This is a genomic window from Microbulbifer celer, assembly GCF_020991125.1.
In the GTDB taxonomy this organism is placed as follows: Bacteria; Pseudomonadota; Gammaproteobacteria; order Pseudomonadales; family Cellvibrionaceae; genus Microbulbifer; species Microbulbifer celer.
In genome coordinates, this window is the sequence record NZ_CP087715.1 from 3,038,873 (window position 1) to 3,060,184 (window position 21,312).

The window sequence follows — 21,312 nt, forward strand, 5'->3', positions numbered from 1 at the left end:
TCATGAAAAACATCAAGCCCAAAAGCACACTACTGGCACTGGCCCTTTTCCCTGTGCTCTATGCCTGCGACGGCAGTCAGAGTGCCTCGCAACCGGAGGCAGCCACCACCCACGCCAGCTGGCAGAAAACCGCACACGGTGCCGTGATCACACTGAACGAGAGTGCGTTCAGAAAAGTCCGCCTGCAGGTGATCGATGAAGAGATCATCCGCGTCACTGCCACTCCCCAGCAGGATTTCAGCAACCTGCCAGATACCTTGATGGTGACTGCGCAACCGAAGGATATCGAGTTCAGTGTCGCCGAAGTGAATGGCGAACTGGTGGTCAAAACCGCGCAAGTCAGCGCGGAGGTGTCTCTCGCTACCGGCGTAGTGGAATTCAAGAACGCCGATGGCGTGACCCTGCTGTCGGAAGCCGGCCGCAGCATGGCGCAAGTGATCAACGAGCCGGGACCGGCGGATGCAGATTCCCATTCTTTCCGTCAGCGTTTCCAACCTCTGGAGAACGAGGCATTTTATGGCCTCGGCCAACAGCAGGACGGCCGGGTAAACTACCGCGGTGAGAATATCGAACTCACCACCTACAACATGGAAATCGCCATTCCCTACCTGGTCTCCAGCCGCAATTACGGCCTGCTGTGGAATAACACCGGGATCAGCCGTTTGGGCGACCCGCTACCGCCACAACCGCTGCCGGAAGGTTTCAAACTGTACGATGCCAAGGGCGAGCCCGGCGGCCTCACCGCGCGCTACTACGATGGCGACGAGCTCAAGCTGGAGCGCTCGGAAGCAGACCTCAATTACCAGTTCCTGTCTCACGCCAGTGTGCGCGAAATTCCGTTGCCGGAAGAAGTGGCAGACGCACAGGACCTGCGCATCCAGTGGACCGGCAGTGTCGAGCCCACAATCAGTGGCGAGCACGAGTTCAAGATGTACTCCTCCGGTTACGCCAGCCTGTCCCTGGACGGAAAAGAACTGCTGAATCGCTGGCGCATGAACTGGAACCCCTGGTACCACAATGCAGAAGTGGATCTTGAAGCCGGCGAGAAATACAAACTGGATCTGGAATGGCAACCTCAGGGCGGTTACATGCGCCTGCTGCAACACGGACCACTCCCCGAAGAAGAACAGCAGCAGCTGTCCTTTACCGCGGATACCGGTAAAGCGGTGGATTACTATTTTGTGGCCGGCGACAACAAGGACGAGGTGGTTTCCGGCTACCGCGAACTCACCGGTAAAGCCACCATGCTGCCCAAGTGGGCCTTCGGTTTCTGGCAGAGTCGCGAGCGCTACAAGTCACAGGAAGAACTGCTGGGCGCGTTGGAGGAGTATCGCGAGCGCAAGATCCCCATCGACAATATCGTGCTCGACTGGTCCTACTGGCCGGAAGATGCCTGGGGCAGCCACGACTTCGACAAAACCTATTTCCCCGATGCCAAAGCCATGGTGGACCGCGTCCACGCGCTGGATGCCAACATCATGATTTCCGTGTGGCCGAAGTTCTACCCCACCACGGACAACTATGCCGAGCTCAACGCCAAGGGTTGTATGTTCAACAAGAACATCGAAGAGAAAAACCTGGACTGGATCGGCAGCGGCTATCTGAATACGTTTTACGATGCGTACAATCCCGAGTGTCGGGATATCTACTGGAGCCAGATGCGCGATAAACTCAACACTGTCGGCTTCGATGCCTGGTGGCTGGACGCGGTGGAACCGGATATCCATTCCAACCTGAGTTTCAAACACCGCAAGGACCTGATCACCCCCAACGCCATGGGCACCGGGGCGGAAATGTTCAACGCTTATGCCCTGCCCCACGCGGAAACCGTGTATCAGGGCGAGCGTGAAACCGACGGCCACAAGCGCGCGTTCATTCTCACCCGCTCCGGCTTCGGTGGCATCCAGCGCACGGCGTCGGCTATCTGGAGTGGCGATGTGGTTTCCCGCTGGTCCAACCTGGAAGAACAGATTGCCGCAGGCATCGGTGTGGGTCTGGCGGGCATGCCCTATTGGACCTTTGATATCGGCGGCTTCACCCCGGAAGATCGCTACCGTTACAACGGCGATGTGGTAGTGGGTAACTACAAGGAAATGGCGGAAAGCGAACAGGAAGAATGGCAGGAACTGAACCTGCGCTGGTTCCAGTTCGGTGTCTTCACGCCGCTATTCCGCGCCCACGGCCAGAATCCCTACCGGGAAATTTTCAACCTCGCCGATGAAGGCAGTGATACCTACAACAGCATGGTGGAATACACCAAACTGCGCTATCGCCTGATGCCTTATATCTACACCCTGGCCGGAGATGCCCACCACAAGGACGGTACCATGATGCGCGGCCTGACGATGGATTTTGGTGCCGACCCGAAGGTGCGCGACATCAACACCCAGTACATGTTCGGCCCGTCCCTGCTGGTGAACCCGATCACCGAGTTCGGTGCCCGCACCCGCGACGTGTACCTCCCTGCGGGAACCGATTGGTACGACTTCAACAGTGGAGAAAAGTACAGCGGCGGCCAGACCATCAAAGCCGACGCGCCCTACACGCAGATGCCGCTGTTTGTAAAAGCCGGCAGTATCCTGCCCACTGGCCCGGAAATCCAGAGCACCGCGGAAAGTATCAATACGCCGCTGACGTTGAACGTATTTACCGGCGCCGACGGCAGTTTTGAAATCTACGAAGACGACGGCGAAAGCTATGACTACGAAAACGGCGAGTGGTCCCGCATTCCGGTCACCTACGATAACGCCAGCGGTGAACTCACCATCGGCGAGCGCAGCGGCAGCTTTGACGGGATGGCCGAGGAGCGCAGTATCAGCATCCGCTGGATTGACCAGGGGGACAAACCATCGAACCTGGATGGGAACACGGCGGAAACCATTCAGTACAGCGGCAGCACAGTCACAGTAAAGCGAGGCTAACCGGCGCCAACCCGACACTGGTAGCGGCAAACACATGCCGCTACAACACCGAGGGTGATACCGCCAGCAAAATTGACCTGACCCACGGCTGACACAATGTCGGCCGTGGGAGGCAAGCGGGGATCAGTGGATATGGGGAGACCGATCGAGACAAATTGCAGCCGCAATGTAACGGGTTACACCACATTGTGTATCGCGGTAAAAATATCACCCCCGTGAAGATTTCCCCAAGAACCATCCGCTTCACAAACTATATACAGTCATTACTGTATATCGTGCGCTCCAATGCTTCTCTCCGTCATTTTTCCCGAAAGATAAGGCGCCAGATAGCACACGAGACCTTGCACAACATTTTTGAAACCGGTTACATTTGATCTCAATAAAATAATAACGAGCAATAAAGCGATGAAGGGCAACCCGAGAGAAAACGGCCATCAGAGCCGGAGATTGCCTGCCGACAGATATGCCTCGCCCGCTCGCCATGAATCCGTTGCTTCCGCAACATTCCAACCCGCCACCAGCCATCACCGGTGCGGGAAAACTGGCAGTACCGAAAATCAAAATAAGAGGGTGAATTCAATGAATCGTATCCGTCTGCCCGGCGTCAGGGCCGGTCTTATTTCCTTTGCATCCCCACTGCTGGTCTTGGGCGGCGCAATGGCGAGCGCGCAAGACAGCCAACCTCCGGAAAAGCCCGAGGAAGAGAATCCGGCCATTGAGGAGGTGGTGGTCCAAGGCATGCGTATGTCACTGGAAAGTGCACAGGACATCAAACGCCACGCACCCACGGTGGTGGATTCCATTACCGCCAAAGATCTGGGCTCCTTTCCGGATAAATCCGTCGCCGAAGCCTTGCAGCGGGTCGCCGGGATTACCGTAAACCGCTTTGCCGCCACTTCCGATACTGCGCACTTTTCCGCGGAGCCCTCGGGCGTGGTCGTGCGCGGTCTGAATCAGGTACGCACCGAGTTCAACGGCCGCGATTCTTTCAGCGCAAACTCTTCCCGCGGGCTCAGCTGGAGCGATGTTTCCCCGGAACTGATGAGTGGCGTGGACACCTATAAAAACCAGATGGCAGAATTGATCGAAGGCGGTATTGCCGGCACAGTCAACATGCGCACACGGGTCCCCTTCGATCAGGATGGAGACCTGATTGCCCTGAGCATAAATACCAATTACAGCGATCTCTCCGAAGAGGCCACCCCGGAAGCGTCCGGTCTGTACAGCACTCGCTGGGAAACCGGTGTCGGTGAATTCGGGATACTCGCCAACTTCGCCTACTCGGACGTCACCACCAAAACCGACGGCAGCCAACTGTTCCGAATGAACCGCTTCCGCGACGTGTACGACGATGACAGCCTGTACTACATCCCTGGCGGTGTGAATATGCGGGAAAATGTGTACGAACGAGAACGCAAAGGCGGCGCGCTGGCATTTCAGTTCCAAAACCCCAATGAAACAGTAGTATTCACCTCACAGTACAACCGCTCCGAATATGAAAACGCCTGGGAAGAGTATGTAGTGCAGGCCTCACCGGCCGATCTCTCCTACGGCCAAAGCGTGTATCACGAAATTACCGCCGCGGAAAACTTCCTGAACGACCCCGGCTCGACTATTCCACGCCCGGCAACAGGAACCGGTCCCTTCACCTTTAACGCCAACGGCATGTTCCAGACTGGCGTCCTGGCCAGCGGCATGGGCTGGTTTGGTACCGACACAGTTGACGCCACCAATGCCGCGGGAGAGCCCTTCGTCAATGCCTGTTACGACTGGACGGATTGCCCCGTTGAACAGCAACAACGCGGCGTGGGTATGAACACCGCCACCCGCTCCAACAATAATCAGAACATGACCCAGGATCTGTCCTTCAACGTCAAATGGGCGATCTCTGACCGGGTGCGTTCGCATTTTGATGTGCAGTACGTGGAGTCGGAAGTACAGAATTACGATATTGATGTCGGCTTTGCCTCCTATGCCAACCTGGATCTGGATCTGCGCGGCGAACGCCCGAAAATCAATCTGCTGGACCCGTCCAATGTCAATATGTCCGAAGGCAACTGGTCCAACCCGAACAACTATCGCATCCACTCCATCATGGACCATGTGGAAGACAGTGAGGGGGACCAACTGGCGCTGCGTGCGGACTTCGAGTTCGACATCGATAACGGTTGGATGGAATCCATCAAAACCGGGGTGCGCTGGGCCGAGCGCGACCAACAGGTACGCTGGAGCGGATACAACTGGCAGAACGTAGCCAACGATTGGGGTGGCGGCAGCCAAGCAGCCTACTACAACCTGGATAACCATGACCCCGCCAACGGCGCGGGCGGGCAACCCGGCTTTACCGGCTATCCAGAAGGCTTTTATGAAGTGCGCAACTTTGGCAATTCAAACTACCACGATATCAACGTAAACCAGTTTGTGTTCGCTGATATGGACCTGCTGCAAAATCGCCAGGCCATGGCCAATGCACTTGGAGCCAGCGCGCTTGGCTTTGCCGGTGGCACCGGTTGGGATCCGGTGTGTTCCAATATCGGCGACCGCAGCGACGAGGTTCCGGGGACCTGCTTCACCCCCGCGGAAATTGCCGACGTCAACGAAGAGACTCAGGCACTGTATGTCCAGTTCAACTTCGGTGGCGCCGATGCCGAACTGTTTGATATTCCTTTCTCCGGCAATATCGGCCTGCGCTATGTGAAAACCATCGACACCAGTGGTGGTGGTATCGCCTTGCCCCGCCTCGGCGATGAGTACTTCTTTACCCTGGACCCGGACACCGGCGAACGCATTCCCGACCCGACTCGTCAGAATCTCGGCTGCGCCGATGTGGAAGTAGAGGATGGACAGCCGACGCCCGCCGTTTCCGGAACCCTGGGCTGTTACCTGACCCTGGCCGACGCACAGTTTGCCAACGGCGCCACACAGAGCAGTGAAACGGAAACCACCCACCACAACATATTGCCGAGCTTCAATATCAAGTTCGACCTGACCGAGGAAGTGTTGTTGCGCTTCGCTGCGTCCAAGGCCATCGCACGCCCGGATATTGGCAACCTGCGCAATTATGTGGGCGTCAATACGCTACTTCCGGACACCAGTAATGCAGACGATCCGTTGTGGGTAAAAAATGAGGATGGCGAAATCACTGGTGCGCAAATCGGCCTGGTGGGAGACGCACAGAACCCATTCCTGAAACCGATCGAGGCCACGCAGTACGACCTGGCGCTGGAGTATTACTTCGCCGATGTAGGCTCCATGACCTTCACCCTGTTCCAGAAGGATTTTGATCACTACATCCAGTTCGGCCGCTACTATCGCGAATTCACTAATAACGGTGTTACCCGCACTGCGGAAATTCGTGGGCCACTCAATGGAGAGGGTGCCAGCATCAAGGGCTTCGAAGTGGCATTCCAGCGTTTCTTCGACTTCCTGCCGGAACCGTTCAACGGGCTGGGCGTACAGGCCAACTACACCTACATCGACAATAACGGGATAACCAATACCGGTGTACAGAGTCAGCAGGTACAGGGCACCACCGTTACCGACCAGGCCCCCGACACGATTGGTGTCGACCGCCTGGAAGGCCTCAGCGACAACGCCTTCAACCTGGTGGGCATGTATGAAAAAGGTGACATACAGGCACGCCTGGCTTACAGCTGGCGCGACGAGTATATGGTGACTGCCATCGACTGCTGTGTGGCCTATCCGGTCTGGACCGATGCCTACGGCTCGCTGGACGGTTCCATACGCTACAGCCTGACCGACAATATGGATATTTCCTTCCAGGGCAGCAACCTGATGAACGAGGAAACGGTCACCCGCCAACAGGTAACCAGTGTGGAAGACGGCGGCAAATTGATGCCCAACTCCCGCTTCACCAACGGTCGCCTGTATATGCTGGGGCTCCGCTACCAGTTCTGATCTACGTTGCAACTGACGGCTCTGCGGCAACTACCTGTTGCCGCACCCGCCCATCAGCTCCGGTGGGCCATACGCTTTGTTGGCCCACCGACTGAACCTCAGAGAACGTCATCGAGCGAAAAAACTTCGGGGCAAAGAATGGCAGAAAGAATAAAAATAGCCATTATCGGCGGCGGCACCGCAGGCTGGATGACAGCCGCTGCACTGGCAAGCCTGGCCACCGACAGGATTTGCGATCTGGTACTGGTGGAGTCAGAAGCCATCGGTACCGTCGGCGTGGGCGAAGCCACCATTCCCGCCATCAAGGACTTCAACGACCTGCTCGGGATTCCCGAGCGGGACTTCATGCGTTTTACCCAGGCCACCTTCAAGCTTGGCATCGAGTTTAGCGGCTGGGGCCGGCAAAATACGTCCTATATCCACCCATTCGGCACCTTCGGCGATACCATTGCCGGTAGCGATTTTCATCAGCAGTGGTTGCGTTTTTCCCATAGTGCGGAAACAAAACCGTTGGAAGCGTACTCGCTTGCGGTTCAGATGTGCCGGCACAACCGGTTCAAATTTCCCGGCCGAAAATCTGGCGAAGATACCATCGCCACAGATTCCCGCTTTGCCTACGCCTATCATTTTGATGCTGGCCTCTACGCCCGCTATCTACGCCTATTCTCCGAAAGAAAAGGCGTGCGCCGTATTGAAGGCCGGATTACCGGAGCCCAACTCAATCGTGACTCCGGCGATATCGAAGGGGTATTACTGAAGTCCGGCCAGCGTATCGACGCAGACTATTTTATTGACTGCTCCGGCTTTCGTTCACTGCTATTGGGGGAACGCCTCGGCGTGCGCTACGAGAGCTGGAAGCACTGGCTACCCTGCGACAGCGCAGTCGCCATGCCCAGCGAACGCAACCCAGAACTTCCCCCGGTCACTCGCGCCACCGCAAAAGCCGTCGGTTGGCAGTGGCAGATTCCCCTGCAGCACCGCACCGGCAACGGACTGGTCTTTCAAAGCGGGCTGATGAGTGAGGATGAAGCCGTAACGTCACTGCAGCAAAGCCTGGGCGGACACAGCGGGAGTGGTCCCCGGGTGATCCACTTTGAGGCCGGAAAACGCAGCTGTTCCTGGTACAAAAACTGTATCGCAATCGGCCTCGCAGCCGGCTTTCTGGAACCACTGGAGAGCACCAGTATTTATCTGATCCAGTCTGCCATCGCGCACTTTCTCGCACTACTGCCCGGCAAGGTGGCGCCGCCGCAACTGGTGCGGGAATTCAACCGACAGATGGATCTGGAGTACGAGCGCGCGCGGGATTTCATTATCCTCCACTATCACCTCAACCAGCGAGATGACAGTGAACTGTGGCACTACTGTCGTAGCATGAATATTCCTGACAGCCTGCGCGGGCGCATTGATGCGTTCCGCAAACGCGGCTATATCGAACAGTACCGCTTCGGGCTCTTTGCGCCACCGAGCTGGCTGAGCGTGATGATGGGCCAGGGCCTGATGCCGGAAAAAACCGACCCGCTCTCCGCAACCGTGGACACCACACTGGCACAGCGCACCATGGCCGAACAGTTCGAGGCGGTGCAGCAGGCTCTCGGCACGATGGTGAGCAGTCGCGAATTTGTCGGCAACTATTGCGCTACCGCACCAATGGAGACCGCGGCACTGGAAACAACAAAATGAGCGCGTTTACAAAAGAATCCTCGGGTTCGTGTTCTCCCATTCGCTCCATCGCGGTTGTCGGTCGCGATGTCGATGCCTGGATCAGCGCCCTGCTATTACAGTTGAGCCTGGGCAATGCGGACAAGCCGGTTACCATCACCCTGGTCGAATTGCCGTCGCGGCTGACGCCCGGCGAGGTGTATCCGACACTGCCCTCCCAACAAGCGTTGCATCGTCTACTCAGGCTCGACCAGCAGGCGCTGCTCGGTGCCTGTGGTGGCCTGCCATCCATGGGGTACCGCTACTTCGGTTGGGCCGGGTCAAAATCAGAGTTTTTCATGCCGTTTGACACCGCGGGCAGCGCACTGAACGGCGTGGCATTTATCCACTACTGGGCCAGAGCGCGGCAGCGTGGACTGAACATCCCGCTGGATGCATTCTCACTCTGTGCGGCGAGCGCCAAACAGGGGCGATATTATTCCCACGAGATCGACAGCGAGCGTTTCAGCAGCGGACAGCTTGCCGGCAATCTACCCGCAATTTCCTACCTGCAGACTATCGGCCGGATCGCATTGGCCGCAGGGATAAAACACCATGTAGCAGAGCTGGCCTCGGTCAATATCGCAGACGGTATCGATAACACCGATGGCCGGATAGAATCGCTGCAATTGAAGAATGGCGAGACGGTGACCGCCGATCTGTTTATCGATGCCAGTGGCGATGGCGAACTGATCACTCAGGTCGAACCGGAACCAGCTAAGTACTTCGAGGCTGCACATTTTGAATCCTGGGCGCACTGGTTTCCCTGCGACCAGGCACTTGTTGCCAGTGTGCCGGCCCTGCAACCACCGCCCACGTTCAACCAGGTCAATGCATTCGATGCCGGCTGGTTGGGGCGATATCCGCTGCGCGCCCACACGGCACTTTTTGCACCATTTTCCAGTGCGCACACCCACGCCGATCAGGTACTGGAGAAAGTCCAGCACACAGCAGGCACCCCGCAACAACCTCATCTGAAACCCCTGATTCGCGGCCGCCGCACAAACCCCTGGCAGGCCAACTGTGTCTCTGTCGGGACAACCGCTACAAGCCTGGACCCGGTTCAGGGTATCCAGTTGCACCTGCTGCACACCTCGCTCTCCTACCTGCTGACCCTGATCCCCACAGATTCCGGTTGCATGCGGCTGGAGCGGGAAATCTATAATGCCCGACTCCACGACCACAGCCTGCGACTCAGGGATTTCCAGCTCGCCCACTACGCCCTGAACGGACGCCGTGAGCCCTTCTGGCAGCACTGTGCCAATGCGCCCCGGCCAAACACCCTGCAGCACAAGATTGAACTGTTTCGCACGCGCGGACATATTCCCCTGAAGGAGAGCGAAACCTTCCAGGAAGAGAGCTGGCAATTACTGTTTGCCGGCTGTGGACTGGTACCCGTCGCCTGGCACCCCCGTGCAGAACTGATGGCCGAAGACGAGCAGATCGCCACCTTCCAGCGCATGCTGAATTCCATCGCGGCCCGCGCCTCCCAGATGCCGGCACCGGCATCCGCGAGCGCCGGCCACTCGACCACTGTGTAGGACACGTTTTATGCTCAGAAAATCTCACGGAATCAACTCTGCCCCATCGGCACGCACTGCTTTTCTTTTGCTGCTGGCATGCGCGCCCTGGCCCTCCGTTGCCGATATAGCGCCGGCAAAGATTTTCTCCGATCAGATGGTATTGCAGCGGGATCAGGAAGTGACCATCTGGGGCTCTGCGGCCGCCGATACCCCCATCACCCTGCACTTCGACGGAAAGACCTATCACAATCGCAGTGATGAACGTGGTCACTGGGAAATTCCCGTACCCCCCCAGAAAGCGGGCGGCCCCTATACCCTCATACTCAGCGGCGATGGTGAAGCAGCCATTCGCGATGTCCACTTTGGCGATGTGTGGCTTGCCGGCGGCCAATCGAATATGGAATGGAAACTGAGCTGGGGCATCAACGACTCTGACAAGGTCATTGCCGCGGCAGACTATCCGCTGATCCGCTTTTTCGATGTGCCCAGCGAGGTATCCCCAACGCCAAAAACAGCACTGGAAGGTGGTGAATGGAAAAAAGCAACCCCGGAAAATGCCGCCGAGTTCTCCGCGGTCGCCTACCTTTTCGCGCAGAAAAACCATCTGGAGAAAGACGTTGCGGTTGGTATCATCGACAACAACTGGGGCGGTACACCGGCGGAAGCGTGGATGAGTAAAGAGGCTCTGCTGCAATTATCCGCCTATCGCGAACGCACCGAAGCGCTTTATCAACCGGACACCGATTGGCCCGCCCGTTTCGCCCGCAATCAGCGCAATGCGGAAGAAAAATATCAGCGGCTCAGCAGCAGAGAGGATGCACTGAACGCTGGCGCCTACCGGTTTGATTTCCCCACTGCCAGTTGGAGTGAACAGGCCTTACCCGCGGAGTTCGAGCACCTGGCCTGGTTACGTCATGAATTCACCCTCGACGAAATTCCATCCAGGGCCGTACTCGAACTTGGAGACCTGCAGCAGGAGGCCTTCGTCTGGATCAATGAACAACTACTGGCGGAAGAGGATTCACAGGCCCAGGGTGCCCGCTATGAAATCCCGACGAAAGTGCTGAACAAGGGTCGCAATCTGATCGCCCTGCGCGTCGGTAACAGCTGGCACAACAAGCCATATGTGGGCCGCACGGATCAACTCTGGTTGCAACTCGGCGACAATAAACTCGACCTGAGCAAGGGCTGGCAGTACAGCAATCAGGTAGAGCCTCCGATACCAGATCATATCCGCTACGAGCACAAGTCCAGCTTCCTGTACAACAGTATGATCCGTCCGATCCAGGGATACGCACTGCGCGGCGTCATCTGCTACCAGGGGGAAAGCAATGTGGGCGAGGCAGTGCACTATCACGACCTGTTCAGCGCGCTGATCAAAGACTGGCGCCAGCAGTGGCAACAGGACTTTCCGTTCCTGTTTGTACAATTGGCCGCTTTTCTGGAACCCAAAAACCCGCAGCCGGACAGCAGCTGGGCACTATTGCGCGAAATGCAAAGCCGTACCCTGAAGCTGCCCAACACCGGCATGGCCACCGCCATCGATATCGGTGATATCTACGATATACACCCACGCAACAAACAGGATGTTGCCGCGCGCCTGTGGGGCGAGGCAAAGCGCATCAGCTATGGCGAGGATATTCTCAGCCGCGGCCCTACTTTCCAGTCACACCAGCTGGAAAATGGCCGGGTCACGATTCACTTTGCCCACACTGGCGAGGGATTGCGTCTCAAGCAAGGAGAATCGGTGCAGGGATTTATTCTTGCCGATCGCGATGGTAATTATCTGCCCGCACAGGCGCAGATTCACGGAAGCTCGGTGGTGGTCTGGCACGATTCCATCACGCAGCCGAGCGCACTCAAATATGCCTGGGCAGATTACCCGGAAGTCAATCTCTACAATTCAGCGGGTCTCCCGGCGCTGCCATTTTCGATCGAAAATTTATAGAGCCACCGGTAAAACGCTATCAGCCACTCTGGCTCAAAGCGTGATCCACCGCCCGCGCTGCAAACACCATATAGGTGAGTGACGGGTTCTGGGTACCGGTGGAGGTCATGCAGGCGCCGTCGGTGACGTAGACATTTTTGCAGGCGTGCAGCTGGTTATGCTTGTTGAGCAGGGACGTTTTCGGGTCGTGGCCCATGCGCACGCCGCCCATTTCGTGAATGTCGAGGCCCGGATTGCGGTGATCGTCATCGATCTGGATATTGGTGAAGCCGGCGGCGTCGAACATTTCCGAGATCTGCTCCTGATAGTCGCGGATCATTTTCTCGTCGTTGTCGTCGTAGCCCACATTCACCCGCAGTACCGGCATGCCCCATTCATCTTTTTGTACCGGGTCGAGCGATACCTGGTTGCGCTCCCGAGGAATGCATTCACCCATCATGTGGGAATTGATCTGCCAGGGGCCGTAGGACGGGTTCATCAGGTTGGTGACCAGTTGCTCACCGACGCCATCGTAATTCATGTCCACCGGGCGTGTACTGTCGACACCGGCGGCGTATCCCCGCAGGAAACCGGTCTCCTGCTTGTGCAGATTGCGAAATCGTGGAATGTAACCGCTGGTGGGGCGACGACCGTGGGTTTTGAAGTCCTTGAGACCGTCGTATTCGGCGGTCATGCGTCCGCGGTAGTTGTGGAAGGAGACGAATTTTCCCAGCAGCCCGTTGTCGTTGCCGAGGCCATCGGGGAAACGGGACGAGGTGGAATTGAGCAGGATCAGGTTGGTATTCAGTGCACTGGCGTTGACGAAAATAAACGGCGCGTAGTATTCGGTCATTTCCTTGCTGTGGGCGTCAATCACACGCACGCCGGTGGCTTTCTGTTTTTTCTCATCATAGATGATCGAGTGCACGACCGAGTCGTTTCTCAGGGTGAGATTACCGGTGCGCGCGGCCCACGGCAGGGTGGCGGAGTTCGCACTGAAGTAACCACCAAACGGGCAACCCCGCTGGCACAAGACCCGCTGCTGGCAGATGGTGCGTCCCTGCTTGGCATAGTACTCCATATTGCCGGTAATGTGCGCGCAGCGCCCGCTGATGACATGGCGGTTTTTGTACCTGGATTCCACCACGGCTTTAAAATGTTTTTCTGCCGCGGTCAGTTCGATACCCGGCAGAAATTCGCCGTCCGGTAGATGGGGAATACCGTCGCGAAAGCCGGCGACACCGACAAACTGTTCCACCTTGCTGTACCAGGGCGCCAGGTCTTTGTAGCGGATGGGCCAGTCTACGGCGAAGCCGTCCCGCGCCGGGCCCTCAAAATCCAGGTCGCTCCAGCGTTGCACCTGGCGCGCCCACATCAACGATTTGCCGCCGGTCTGGTAGCCGCGGATCCAGTCGAAAGGTTTTTCCTGTATGTAGGGATGCTCTTTGTCTTTGACAAAAAAATGCGCGGCATCCTCGCGAAAGGCATAGCAGCGGCTGGCAATGGGATTGTCCCGCCGGATATCCTCCGGGATTTCTCCCCGGTGTTTGAACTCCCACGGCATCAGATTGGTGGTGGGGTAATCGCGATTGTGCTCGACACTTCTGCCCCGCTCCAGCACCAGGGTTTGTACCCCCTTTTCACACAGCTCCTTGGCCGCATAGCCACCACTCATACCGGAGCCGATGACGATGGCACCATAGCTGTTGCCGCGCGCGGCGTTTATGTTCAGATCAGCCATGGAGGTTCACCTTCGCTTCCGGGTCTATTTTTTTGTCGCCATCGAATACCGGGCCCGGTACCAGCTGATAGGGCATCAGTTCGGTCATGACATATTCGGAGTGCAGGTAACCCTGGATGGCGTACCACTTGCTGGTATCAAGGAAATAGCGCACCGCTGCCAGCGCCTGGGACTGCCGGGGCTCCCGCGGGTTTTCCCGACCCCAGATATCCGCGAGCAGGCGCTCGCTATCAGAACGATCCAGTTCGCTGAAGCGCGGCTTACCACTACTGGAGGGGAAGTCGTCGAACAGTTGCAGTCCGGCAATAAACATTTTCTGGTTGGTGTGGTTCAGGCAGTCATTTACCATCACCAGCACGAAGTCCTGCACATCCAGCTCGGCAGCACCTTTGAGAGTTTCCCCATCCACATCAGTTGCGGGTATCAGGGTGTCCACCAGTTTTTTCAACAACCGCTGCTGGCTGGGGGTCACCTGAAGCTCATCGTAGGCGGCGAGAACCCGGGCCCGGGTAAATTCGGCCACGGGTAACAGCGCGAGGCCGCCGGCAGCGAGCATCAGGTTTTTGAGTAGCGATCGTCTGTTCATGGCTCTGACCTATTTTTATTATTTCATCGCCTTTCATCGGTAGCCGCTTTCAGTTCATCCCCAGCCCGCGGCCGCACTGAAGCTGGCGGTAACAGATTCCAGTGGATCTCCGGGCTGGTCGTGCTCGACAAACCCATAGCGGTAGCCGGACTGACCGGCGGCGGCGAGTATCTGCGGGAAATCGATGATGCCGGCACCCACGTCCACCATATTTCCTTCTGTATCCATATCTTTGACGTGCCAGAGCGGGAAACGGCCCGGATATTGTTTGAAATACACCAGCGGGTCATACCCGGCCTTGCGCACCCAGAACAGGTCCAGCTCAAAACTCACCAGCGCGGGATCGGTGTGATCCAGCAAGTGGTGGTAGGGCACAAAATCACCAGCGGGAGAAAATTCAAACTCGTGATTGTGGTAGGCCATTATCAGCCCGGCCTTGCGGCAGGCTTCGCCCCAGCGGTTGAGATCGTCTGCCAGGCGCTTGTAACTGTCTTCGCTGCGCTCGCTCTCACCAATCCAGGGCAATACAACATAGTCGTGGCCGACTTCCACGGCGGCATCCAGGTGCTGCTGGAGATCCCCGCGCAACTGGTCGAGCTGCAAGTGCGCCGCGGGCGCGGACAGCCCTTCACCAGCGAGTATTTTGCGTAGCTCCGCCGGTTTTTCACCAAAGTAACCGGCGAATTCCACCTGCTCGTAACCGATGCCGGCCAGGGCTTTCAGTGTGGCAGGAACACTTTTCTCCATCAGCGCGCGCACGGTGTACAGCTGCACACCGCGCACCCGGGCTTTGGCTCCGGTTTTTTTCAACGAACCGGCGAGCACCGGGGATACGGCAGCGGTGGCAAGAGCGGCAGTGGTCATGGCAAGAAATCTCCGGCGGGGCACAGATAGGGGCACGGTTCGATTCATTATTTATCTCCTGTACAGGGATGCAATAACAGGTACCCGAGAGCCGGCGCCTGCTGGAATAAAATGAAAGACTTGTACTGGTGAGGCGAAGAGGCAGGGGCGGCCTGCACGGTTTCGGTCATGGCTGTTCATCGCTGGTTATTTTTATTGTCTTATTATTTTTACGCGGTTACGGGGCTACTGTTCATATGCTCATGTCATATGCTCATGTGCAGATACACAACCCCCTAGGTGACGGGAAAAATGTAACCGGTTTCAGAAAAGGCCGCAACCCTCCGATGGAAGTATATGGCGCCTCATGTACGGCGGTTACGAATCAGAGGTGGGGGCAGGCCCGGTGCTGTCGCGCACTTTCAGATCGTAAGGCAACAGCACCTGCGCGGGCGCGTTAGCCGGCCCCTGTTCCAGAAGGTCAATCAGTAACTGTGCGGCAGTGGCGCCGAACTCTTCCGCAGGCTGGGCAATGGTGGTCAGGGACGGGTCGCTGTAGGCGGCAAACGCGATGTCATCGAAGCCCGCGATGGAAATATCTTCCGGCACCCGGAGCCCCGCCTGCTTGATACGCTGCATGGCGCCAATGGCCATTTCATCGTTTTCACAGAAAATCGCGGTGGGCGGGTTGTCGCGGGTGATCAGGGTGCCGGCGGCGCGGTGGCCGGACTGCAGGGAGAAATCCCCGGGGCACAGCAGGGATTCATCAAACGGAATATCCGCGGCCTCCAGCGCCTCGCGATAACCGGCGATGCGATCCCGGGTCAGCGGGCTGCGCTGGGGACCTTTCACAAGCCCGATGCGCTGATGGCCGAGGCGTACCAGGTGGTCGGTCATGGCCCGTGCGGCGGCGCGGTTGTCCAGCTGGACTGAAGGATAGCTACAGTCGGGCATCACCTCACAGGCATTCACCATGGGTAGCAGGGAATCGTCACCAGCACCCTCCGCGTCGGCCTCATTAGAGAACGGATCGAAGGCGCGCAGCTGGATGACACCATCCGCCTGGAAGTTCTGTACCATGCGCGCGTATTCGCGTTCAATGTCCTCCTGCCCAAGGGTGTTGCACAGCAACACCTGGTAGCCGGCCTCGCGCGCACGCTGCTGAATACCGGTAATCACCCGCGAGAAAAACGGGTTGGCAATGGTGGGCACCAGAACCACCAGGTTACGGGTCCGTCGGGAGCGGAACTGCACCGCCATCAGGTTCGGCTTGTAACCGGCTCTATCCACCGCTGCCAGTACTTTTTTACGCGTGCGCGGCGACACCAGATCCGGTTTTGCCAGCGCGCGCGAAACCGTGGCGACAGAGACACCGGCCAGGCGGGCCACGGTGCGAATATTCGACATGTACGGAAGCCTCTCCCCTCTTGCTGACCGGCCAATCATACCCGCCACCGCTGCAGCCATAAAACGAGCCAGTATACCCCGGCAGCGACCGCCGGGCGGTGAACTCCCCCACCGCATGGCAATTCCGGCGCCGAATGTATCCACAGGGTGCTTGACAGGTAAAAATGTAACCCGTTACATTGATTTTCACAAGCTGTTGCCTGTGTGCACAGCCACCGCTGATACCAATAAGGAGAATACAGTGAGCAAGCCCGCAAACAGGTTGCGTCTGGGCATGATTGGCGGCGGTGAAGGCGCCTTTATCGGCGCGGTGCACCGCGCCGCTGCCAACCTCGACGGGCGCATCCAACTGGTGTGCGGCAGCTTCAGCCGCGAGCCGGGTAACAACCTGCGCAGCGGCCGCGCCCTCGGCCTCGCAGACAACCGCATCTATCCGGACTGGCAGAGCCTGCTCCGTGGCGAAGCCGCCCTGCCGCCTGCCGAGCGACTGCAGGCGCTCACCATCGCCACCCCCAATCAATTGCATGTCCCCATCGCCGAAGCCGCCGCCCGGGCGGGCATTCATGTGTTCAGCGAAAAACCCGCGGGTATCAATTTCCGTGAAGTCGCCGACCTGGCCCGCACCCTCGCCGACAATGGTTGCCACTACGGCCTCGCCCACACCTACCTCGGTTATCCGCTGGTACACCAGGCGCGGGATATGGTGGCCGCCGGCACCCTCGGCCGAATACGCAAAATTTATGTGGACTACCGCCAGGGCTGGCTCGCCGATGGCCTCGAATACAGCGGTAACAAACAGGCCGGCTGGCGTACCGACCCGGCCCAGGCCGGCGCCAGCGGTTGTATGGCCGACATCGGCACCCACGCCTTCGGTCTCGCGGAATTTGTCGCCGGGCAGAAAATCGTGCGTCTGTGCGCCGAGCTCCGCAGCCATATCGACGGCCGCCAGCTGGACGATGACGGCGCGGCCCTGTTTCGCACCGACGGCGATGCGAGTGGCGTGCTCACCGCCAGCCAGGTATGCGCCGGCGAGGAAAACAACCTGACCCTGCGCATCTATGGAGAGCACGGCGGCCTGGAATGGCAGCAGATGCAGCCGGACGTACTGATCCATCGCGCCGCTAACGGCGACACCCGCCTGCTGCGCGCCGGCACCGACCGCGACTACCTGCTGCCCGGCACCCGCCGCGGCCTGCGCCTGCCCGCCGGGCACCCGGAGGGTTATCTGGAAGCCATGGCCAACCTGTACCGGGACTTCGCCGACGCGATACTCACAGGCTCTGAGAACAGCGTCCCCGGAATCGACCACGGTCTGCGCGGCATGGCATTTATCGAGGCCATGCTGGCAAGCCACGGCAACTGGATTTCCCTCAACGAAAACCTTCCTACCGAATCCCCGCAGTCTAAGGAGGCGACCCCATGAACGAAGCGCACATCGGTGCTACCGATAGCAATGGCATCAAAGGCCCGGCACTGTTCCTCGCGCAATTTATGGGCGAGCAGCCGCCGTTCAATAATTTATCCGATATCTGCCGCTGGGCCGCCGACCTGGGTTATCGCGGCGTGCAGGTACCGAGTAACGATCCCCGCTGTATGGACCTGAAACTGGCGGCAGAAAGCCAGGCGTACTGCGACGATGTGCGCGGCATCTGTGCCGAGGCAGGGGTAGAAATTACCGAACTGTCCACGCATCTTCAGGGGCAGCTGGTGGCGGTGCATCCGGCCTATGATGAGCTGTTCGACAACTTCGCCCCCGCCGCCCTCGCGGGCAACCCCAAAGCGCGTACCGAGTGGGCCATCGACCAGCTAAAGCTGGCCGCCAAGGCAAGCCAACGGCTGGGGCTGAAAGCGCACGCAACCTTTTCCGGTGCCCTGCTCTGGCACCTCGCCTATCCCTGGCCCCAGCGCCCAGCCGGCCTGGTGGATCAGGGATTTGCGGAGTTGGCGCGGCGCTGGCGGCCGATACTGGATGCTTTCGATGAAGCCGACGTTGATCTCTGCTACGAAATCCACCCGGGTGAGGATCTGCACGACGGCGCCTCTTTTGAGCGGTTTCTGGCAGCGGTGGACAACCACCCGCGCGCCAATATCCTGTTTGATCCCAGCCACTTTGTCCTGCAACAACTCGACTACCTGGATTTTATCGATCGCTATCACGACCGTATCCGCATGTTCCATGTCAAGGATGCGGAGTTCAATCCCAACGGCCGTTCTGGTGTTTACGGCGGCTACGAAGATTGGGTGAATCGCCCCGGCCGGTTCCGCTCACTGGGGGATGGCCAAGTAGACTTCAAAGCTATCTTCAGCAAACTGACCCAATACGACTTCAAGGGCTGGGCAGTGCTCGAATGGGAGTGCTGCCTGAAAGACGCCGCGCAGGGTGCGGCCGAAGGCGCGGCTTTCATAAAAGAACGAATGATCAACAAGGCCGCGCGCTCGTTCGACGACTTTGCGGGCGGCAATACCAGCGAAGCGCGCAACCGCCGCATACTGGGCCTGGCGGAATAGGAGCGGGAAGCTTCCAACAAGACCAATAATACCAATAAGAGTGTGGGCAACCATGAATATTATAAAAATACGCCTCAGCGCGATGATGTTCCTGCAGTTTTTTATCTGGGGAGGCTGGTTCGTTACCCTGGGCACCTTTCTCGCCAACAACCTCCATGCCACTGGCAGCCAGACCGGTATGGCCTTTTCGACGCAATCCTGGGGCGCCATCATCGCCCCCTTTATTGTCGGTCTGATCGCCGATCGCTACTTTAATGCCGAACGCATACTGGGCTTCCTGCATCTCGCAGGCGCGGTTCTGATGTATCAACTCTACCGCGCCGAGAACTTCGATGCTTTTTATCCCTTTGTACTGGCATATATGATTCTGTATATGCCAACCCTCGCCCTGGTCAACTCAGTTGCCTTCCGGCAAATGAACGACCCGGCCAAGGATTTTGCCAACATCCGGGTATGGGGCACCGTGGGCTGGATTGCCGCGGGGCTCCTCATCAGTTATGGCTTCTCCTGGGACTCTCAACAAGCCATTGCGGCGGGCCTACTGAAAAATACCTTCCTGATGTGCGCCATGGCATCCCTGATTCTGGGAATCTTCAGCTTCACCCTGCCCGAGACGCCACCAGCCGTCTCGCGGGGTGAAAAGCTGGCACTCCGTGATGCACTGGGGCTGGATGCGCTGGGCCTGCTGAAAGACCGGAACTTTGCTCTCTTCTTCCTTTCTTCGGTCCTGATCTGTATTCCCCTGGCGTTCTACTACCAGAATGCCAATCCGTTCCTGACTGAGATCGGCGTCGAGAACGCCACCGGAAAAATGACCATCGGACAGATTTCCGAAGTACTTTTCATGCTGGTGCTGCCAATATTCCTGAAGCGCTTCGGCATCAAGCTGACACTGCTGATCGGCATGATTGCCTGGGCCTTGAGATACACCCTGTTCGCCTTTGGCGATGCCGACAACCTCGCGTTCATGCTGATCCTAGGCATTGCCCTGCACGGCATCTGTTACGACTTTTTCTTCGTATCCGGCCAGATCTACACAGACTCCAAAGCCGGTGAGAAATTCAAGAGTTCCGCCCAGGGCATGATAACCCTCGCTACCTATGGTGTCGGCATGCTTATTGGGTTCTGGGTGGCCGGGCAAGTCACCGAAAACTTTACCGGGGTAGACGGCCATCTCTGGAAGAATATCTGGCTTTTCCCTGCGGCCTTTGCACTGGCAGTCTTTGTGCTCTTCACACTGACATTCAGCAAGGAAAAGACATCCTCTTCCGAGGAACTGTTACCACAGGGCGCTATCGAGAGAGGATAAATAAAAGTGACTTTTGATCCAGACCGACGCACCCTGCTCCGCAACCTTGCCGCGGGCACGTTGAGCGCTACCGCGATGGGCACGCTGAGTGCGAACACCCTGGCGAGCCCCAAAATCCCGGAGCCCTTCAAATTAAAAGGTAATATCAACCACTCTGTCAGCCGCTGGACCTATGGCGATCTCTCCCTTGAGAAGCTATGCATGGTGATCAAGGGGCTGGGCTTTGCCGCCATTGATCTCGTTGGCCCGAAGGATTGGGCCCTGCTTAAGCGCGAGGGCGTGGACTCCTCCATGTGTAACGGTGCGGAAATCAGCCTGGAGGATGGTTGGGGAGATAGCCGGTTTCACCCCCAGCTGATCGACAACTACCGCAAGCATATTGATCTGGTAGCCGACGCCGGCTACCGGAACCTGATCTGCTTCAGCGGCAACGCCCGCGGAATGGACCCGGAAACAGGGCTGAAGAACGCGACCGAAGGCCTCAAAAAAATCCTATCGCAAGCGGAGAAGCGCGGCGTCGTCCTGCAAATGGAGCTGTTCAACAGCAAGATCGACCACCCCGACTACCTGTGTGACAACTCCGCCTGGGGAATAGAACTGTGTAAACGGCTGGGCTCCCCAAACTTCAAACTCCTTTACGACATCTACCACATGCAAATCAGCGAAGGCGATATTATCCGTACCATTCGCGATCACCATCAATATTTCGGCCACTATCACACCGCCGGCGTTCCCGGCCGCAATGAAATAGATGGTACGCAGGAGCTCTACTACCCGGCCATTGCCCGCGCGATCAAAGAGACCGGCTTTAACGGCTACATTGCCCAGGAATTTATTCCCACAAGGGGGAGTATCGAAGGGAATATAGAATCATTGAAATCGGCGATACAAATCTGTGACGTTTAGCTGGCAATCTTGAGGTACCAGG

Annotated in this window: 13 protein-coding genes; 9 read left to right on the top strand and 4 right to left on the bottom strand. The window is 57.8% G+C overall.

What is annotated here, in order from left to right:
- Positions 1-2: 2 nt before the first annotated feature.
- The 5 genes from LPW13_RS12715 to LPW13_RS12735 all read left to right on the top strand — a co-directional run bounded on the left by LPW13_RS12715 (position 3) and on the right by LPW13_RS12735 (position 12,011).
- Positions 3-2,921 (top strand): TIM-barrel domain-containing protein, encoded by a 2,919-nt coding sequence (locus tag LPW13_RS12715; protein WP_230435902.1) that lies wholly within the window; start codon positions 3-5, stop codon positions 2,919-2,921.
- Between the two features lie 579 nt (positions 2,922-3,500).
- Complete coding sequence (locus tag LPW13_RS12720) at positions 3,501-6,839, top strand: TonB-dependent receptor (protein WP_230435903.1); 3,339 nt, start codon at positions 3,501-3,503, stop codon at positions 6,837-6,839.
- 138 nt (positions 6,840-6,977) lie between these two features.
- Entirely contained in the window at positions 6,978-8,522 is a 1,545-nt protein-coding gene (locus LPW13_RS12725; protein WP_230435905.1) for a tryptophan halogenase family protein, read from the top strand.
- Positions 8,519-10,081: a tryptophan 7-halogenase gene (locus LPW13_RS12730; protein WP_230435907.1), complete on the top strand. Its 1,563-nt coding sequence runs from the start codon at positions 8,519-8,521 to the stop codon at positions 10,079-10,081. Before LPW13_RS12725 ends, LPW13_RS12730 begins: the two co-directional genes overlap by 4 nt.
- 10 nt (positions 10,082-10,091) lie before the next feature.
- The gene (locus LPW13_RS12735; RefSeq protein ID WP_230435908.1) at positions 10,092-12,011 is read left to right on the top strand and encodes a sialate O-acetylesterase; all 1,920 of its coding nucleotides are present in this window, start codon (positions 10,092-10,094) and stop codon (positions 12,009-12,011) included.
- Between the two features lie 19 nt (positions 12,012-12,030).
- Here LPW13_RS12735 and LPW13_RS12740 read toward each other — a convergent pair whose 3' ends face one another.
- The 4 genes from LPW13_RS12740 to LPW13_RS12755 all read right to left on the bottom strand — a co-directional run bounded on the left by LPW13_RS12740 (position 12,031) and on the right by LPW13_RS12755 (position 16,567).
- The gene (locus LPW13_RS12740; protein WP_230435910.1) at positions 12,031-13,731 is read right to left on the bottom strand and encodes a GMC oxidoreductase; all 1,701 of its coding nucleotides are present in this window, start codon (positions 13,729-13,731) and stop codon (positions 12,031-12,033) included.
- The gene (locus LPW13_RS12745; RefSeq protein WP_230435911.1) at positions 13,724-14,317 is read right to left on the bottom strand and encodes a gluconate 2-dehydrogenase subunit 3 family protein; all 594 of its coding nucleotides are present in this window, start codon (positions 14,315-14,317) and stop codon (positions 13,724-13,726) included. Before LPW13_RS12745 ends, LPW13_RS12740 begins: the two co-directional genes overlap by 8 nt.
- Before the next feature lie 54 nt (positions 14,318-14,371).
- The gene (locus LPW13_RS12750) at positions 14,372-15,181 is read right to left on the bottom strand and encodes a sugar phosphate isomerase/epimerase family protein (RefSeq protein WP_230435913.1); all 810 of its coding nucleotides are present in this window, start codon (positions 15,179-15,181) and stop codon (positions 14,372-14,374) included.
- Positions 15,182-15,538: 357 nt separating this feature from the next.
- On the bottom strand, positions 15,539-16,567 hold the full coding sequence (locus LPW13_RS12755; RefSeq protein ID WP_230435915.1) for a LacI family DNA-binding transcriptional regulator: 1,029 nt from the start codon (positions 16,565-16,567) through the stop codon (positions 15,539-15,541).
- A 241-nt stretch (positions 16,568-16,808) separates the two neighbouring features.
- Here LPW13_RS12755 and LPW13_RS12760 point away from each other — a divergent pair, with 241 nt between their 5' ends.
- From LPW13_RS12760 to LPW13_RS12775, 4 genes are read left to right on the top strand one after another with little or no spacing between them, the layout of a single operon-like run.
- Positions 16,809-17,990 (top strand): Gfo/Idh/MocA family protein, encoded by a 1,182-nt coding sequence (locus LPW13_RS12760; RefSeq protein WP_230435917.1) that lies wholly within the window; start codon positions 16,809-16,811, stop codon positions 17,988-17,990.
- On the top strand, positions 17,987-19,075 hold the full coding sequence (locus LPW13_RS12765) for a sugar phosphate isomerase/epimerase family protein (RefSeq protein WP_230435919.1): 1,089 nt from the start codon (positions 17,987-17,989) through the stop codon (positions 19,073-19,075). Before LPW13_RS12760 ends, LPW13_RS12765 begins: the two co-directional genes overlap by 4 nt.
- 52 nt (positions 19,076-19,127) lie before the next feature.
- On the top strand, positions 19,128-20,384 hold the full coding sequence (locus tag LPW13_RS12770; protein WP_230435921.1) for a nucleoside permease: 1,257 nt from the start codon (positions 19,128-19,130) through the stop codon (positions 20,382-20,384).
- Positions 20,385-20,390: 6 nt separating this feature from the next.
- Positions 20,391-21,290 (top strand): hydroxypyruvate isomerase family protein, encoded by a 900-nt coding sequence (locus tag LPW13_RS12775; protein ID WP_230435923.1) that lies wholly within the window; start codon positions 20,391-20,393, stop codon positions 21,288-21,290.
- Positions 21,291-21,312 lie beyond the last annotated feature (22 nt).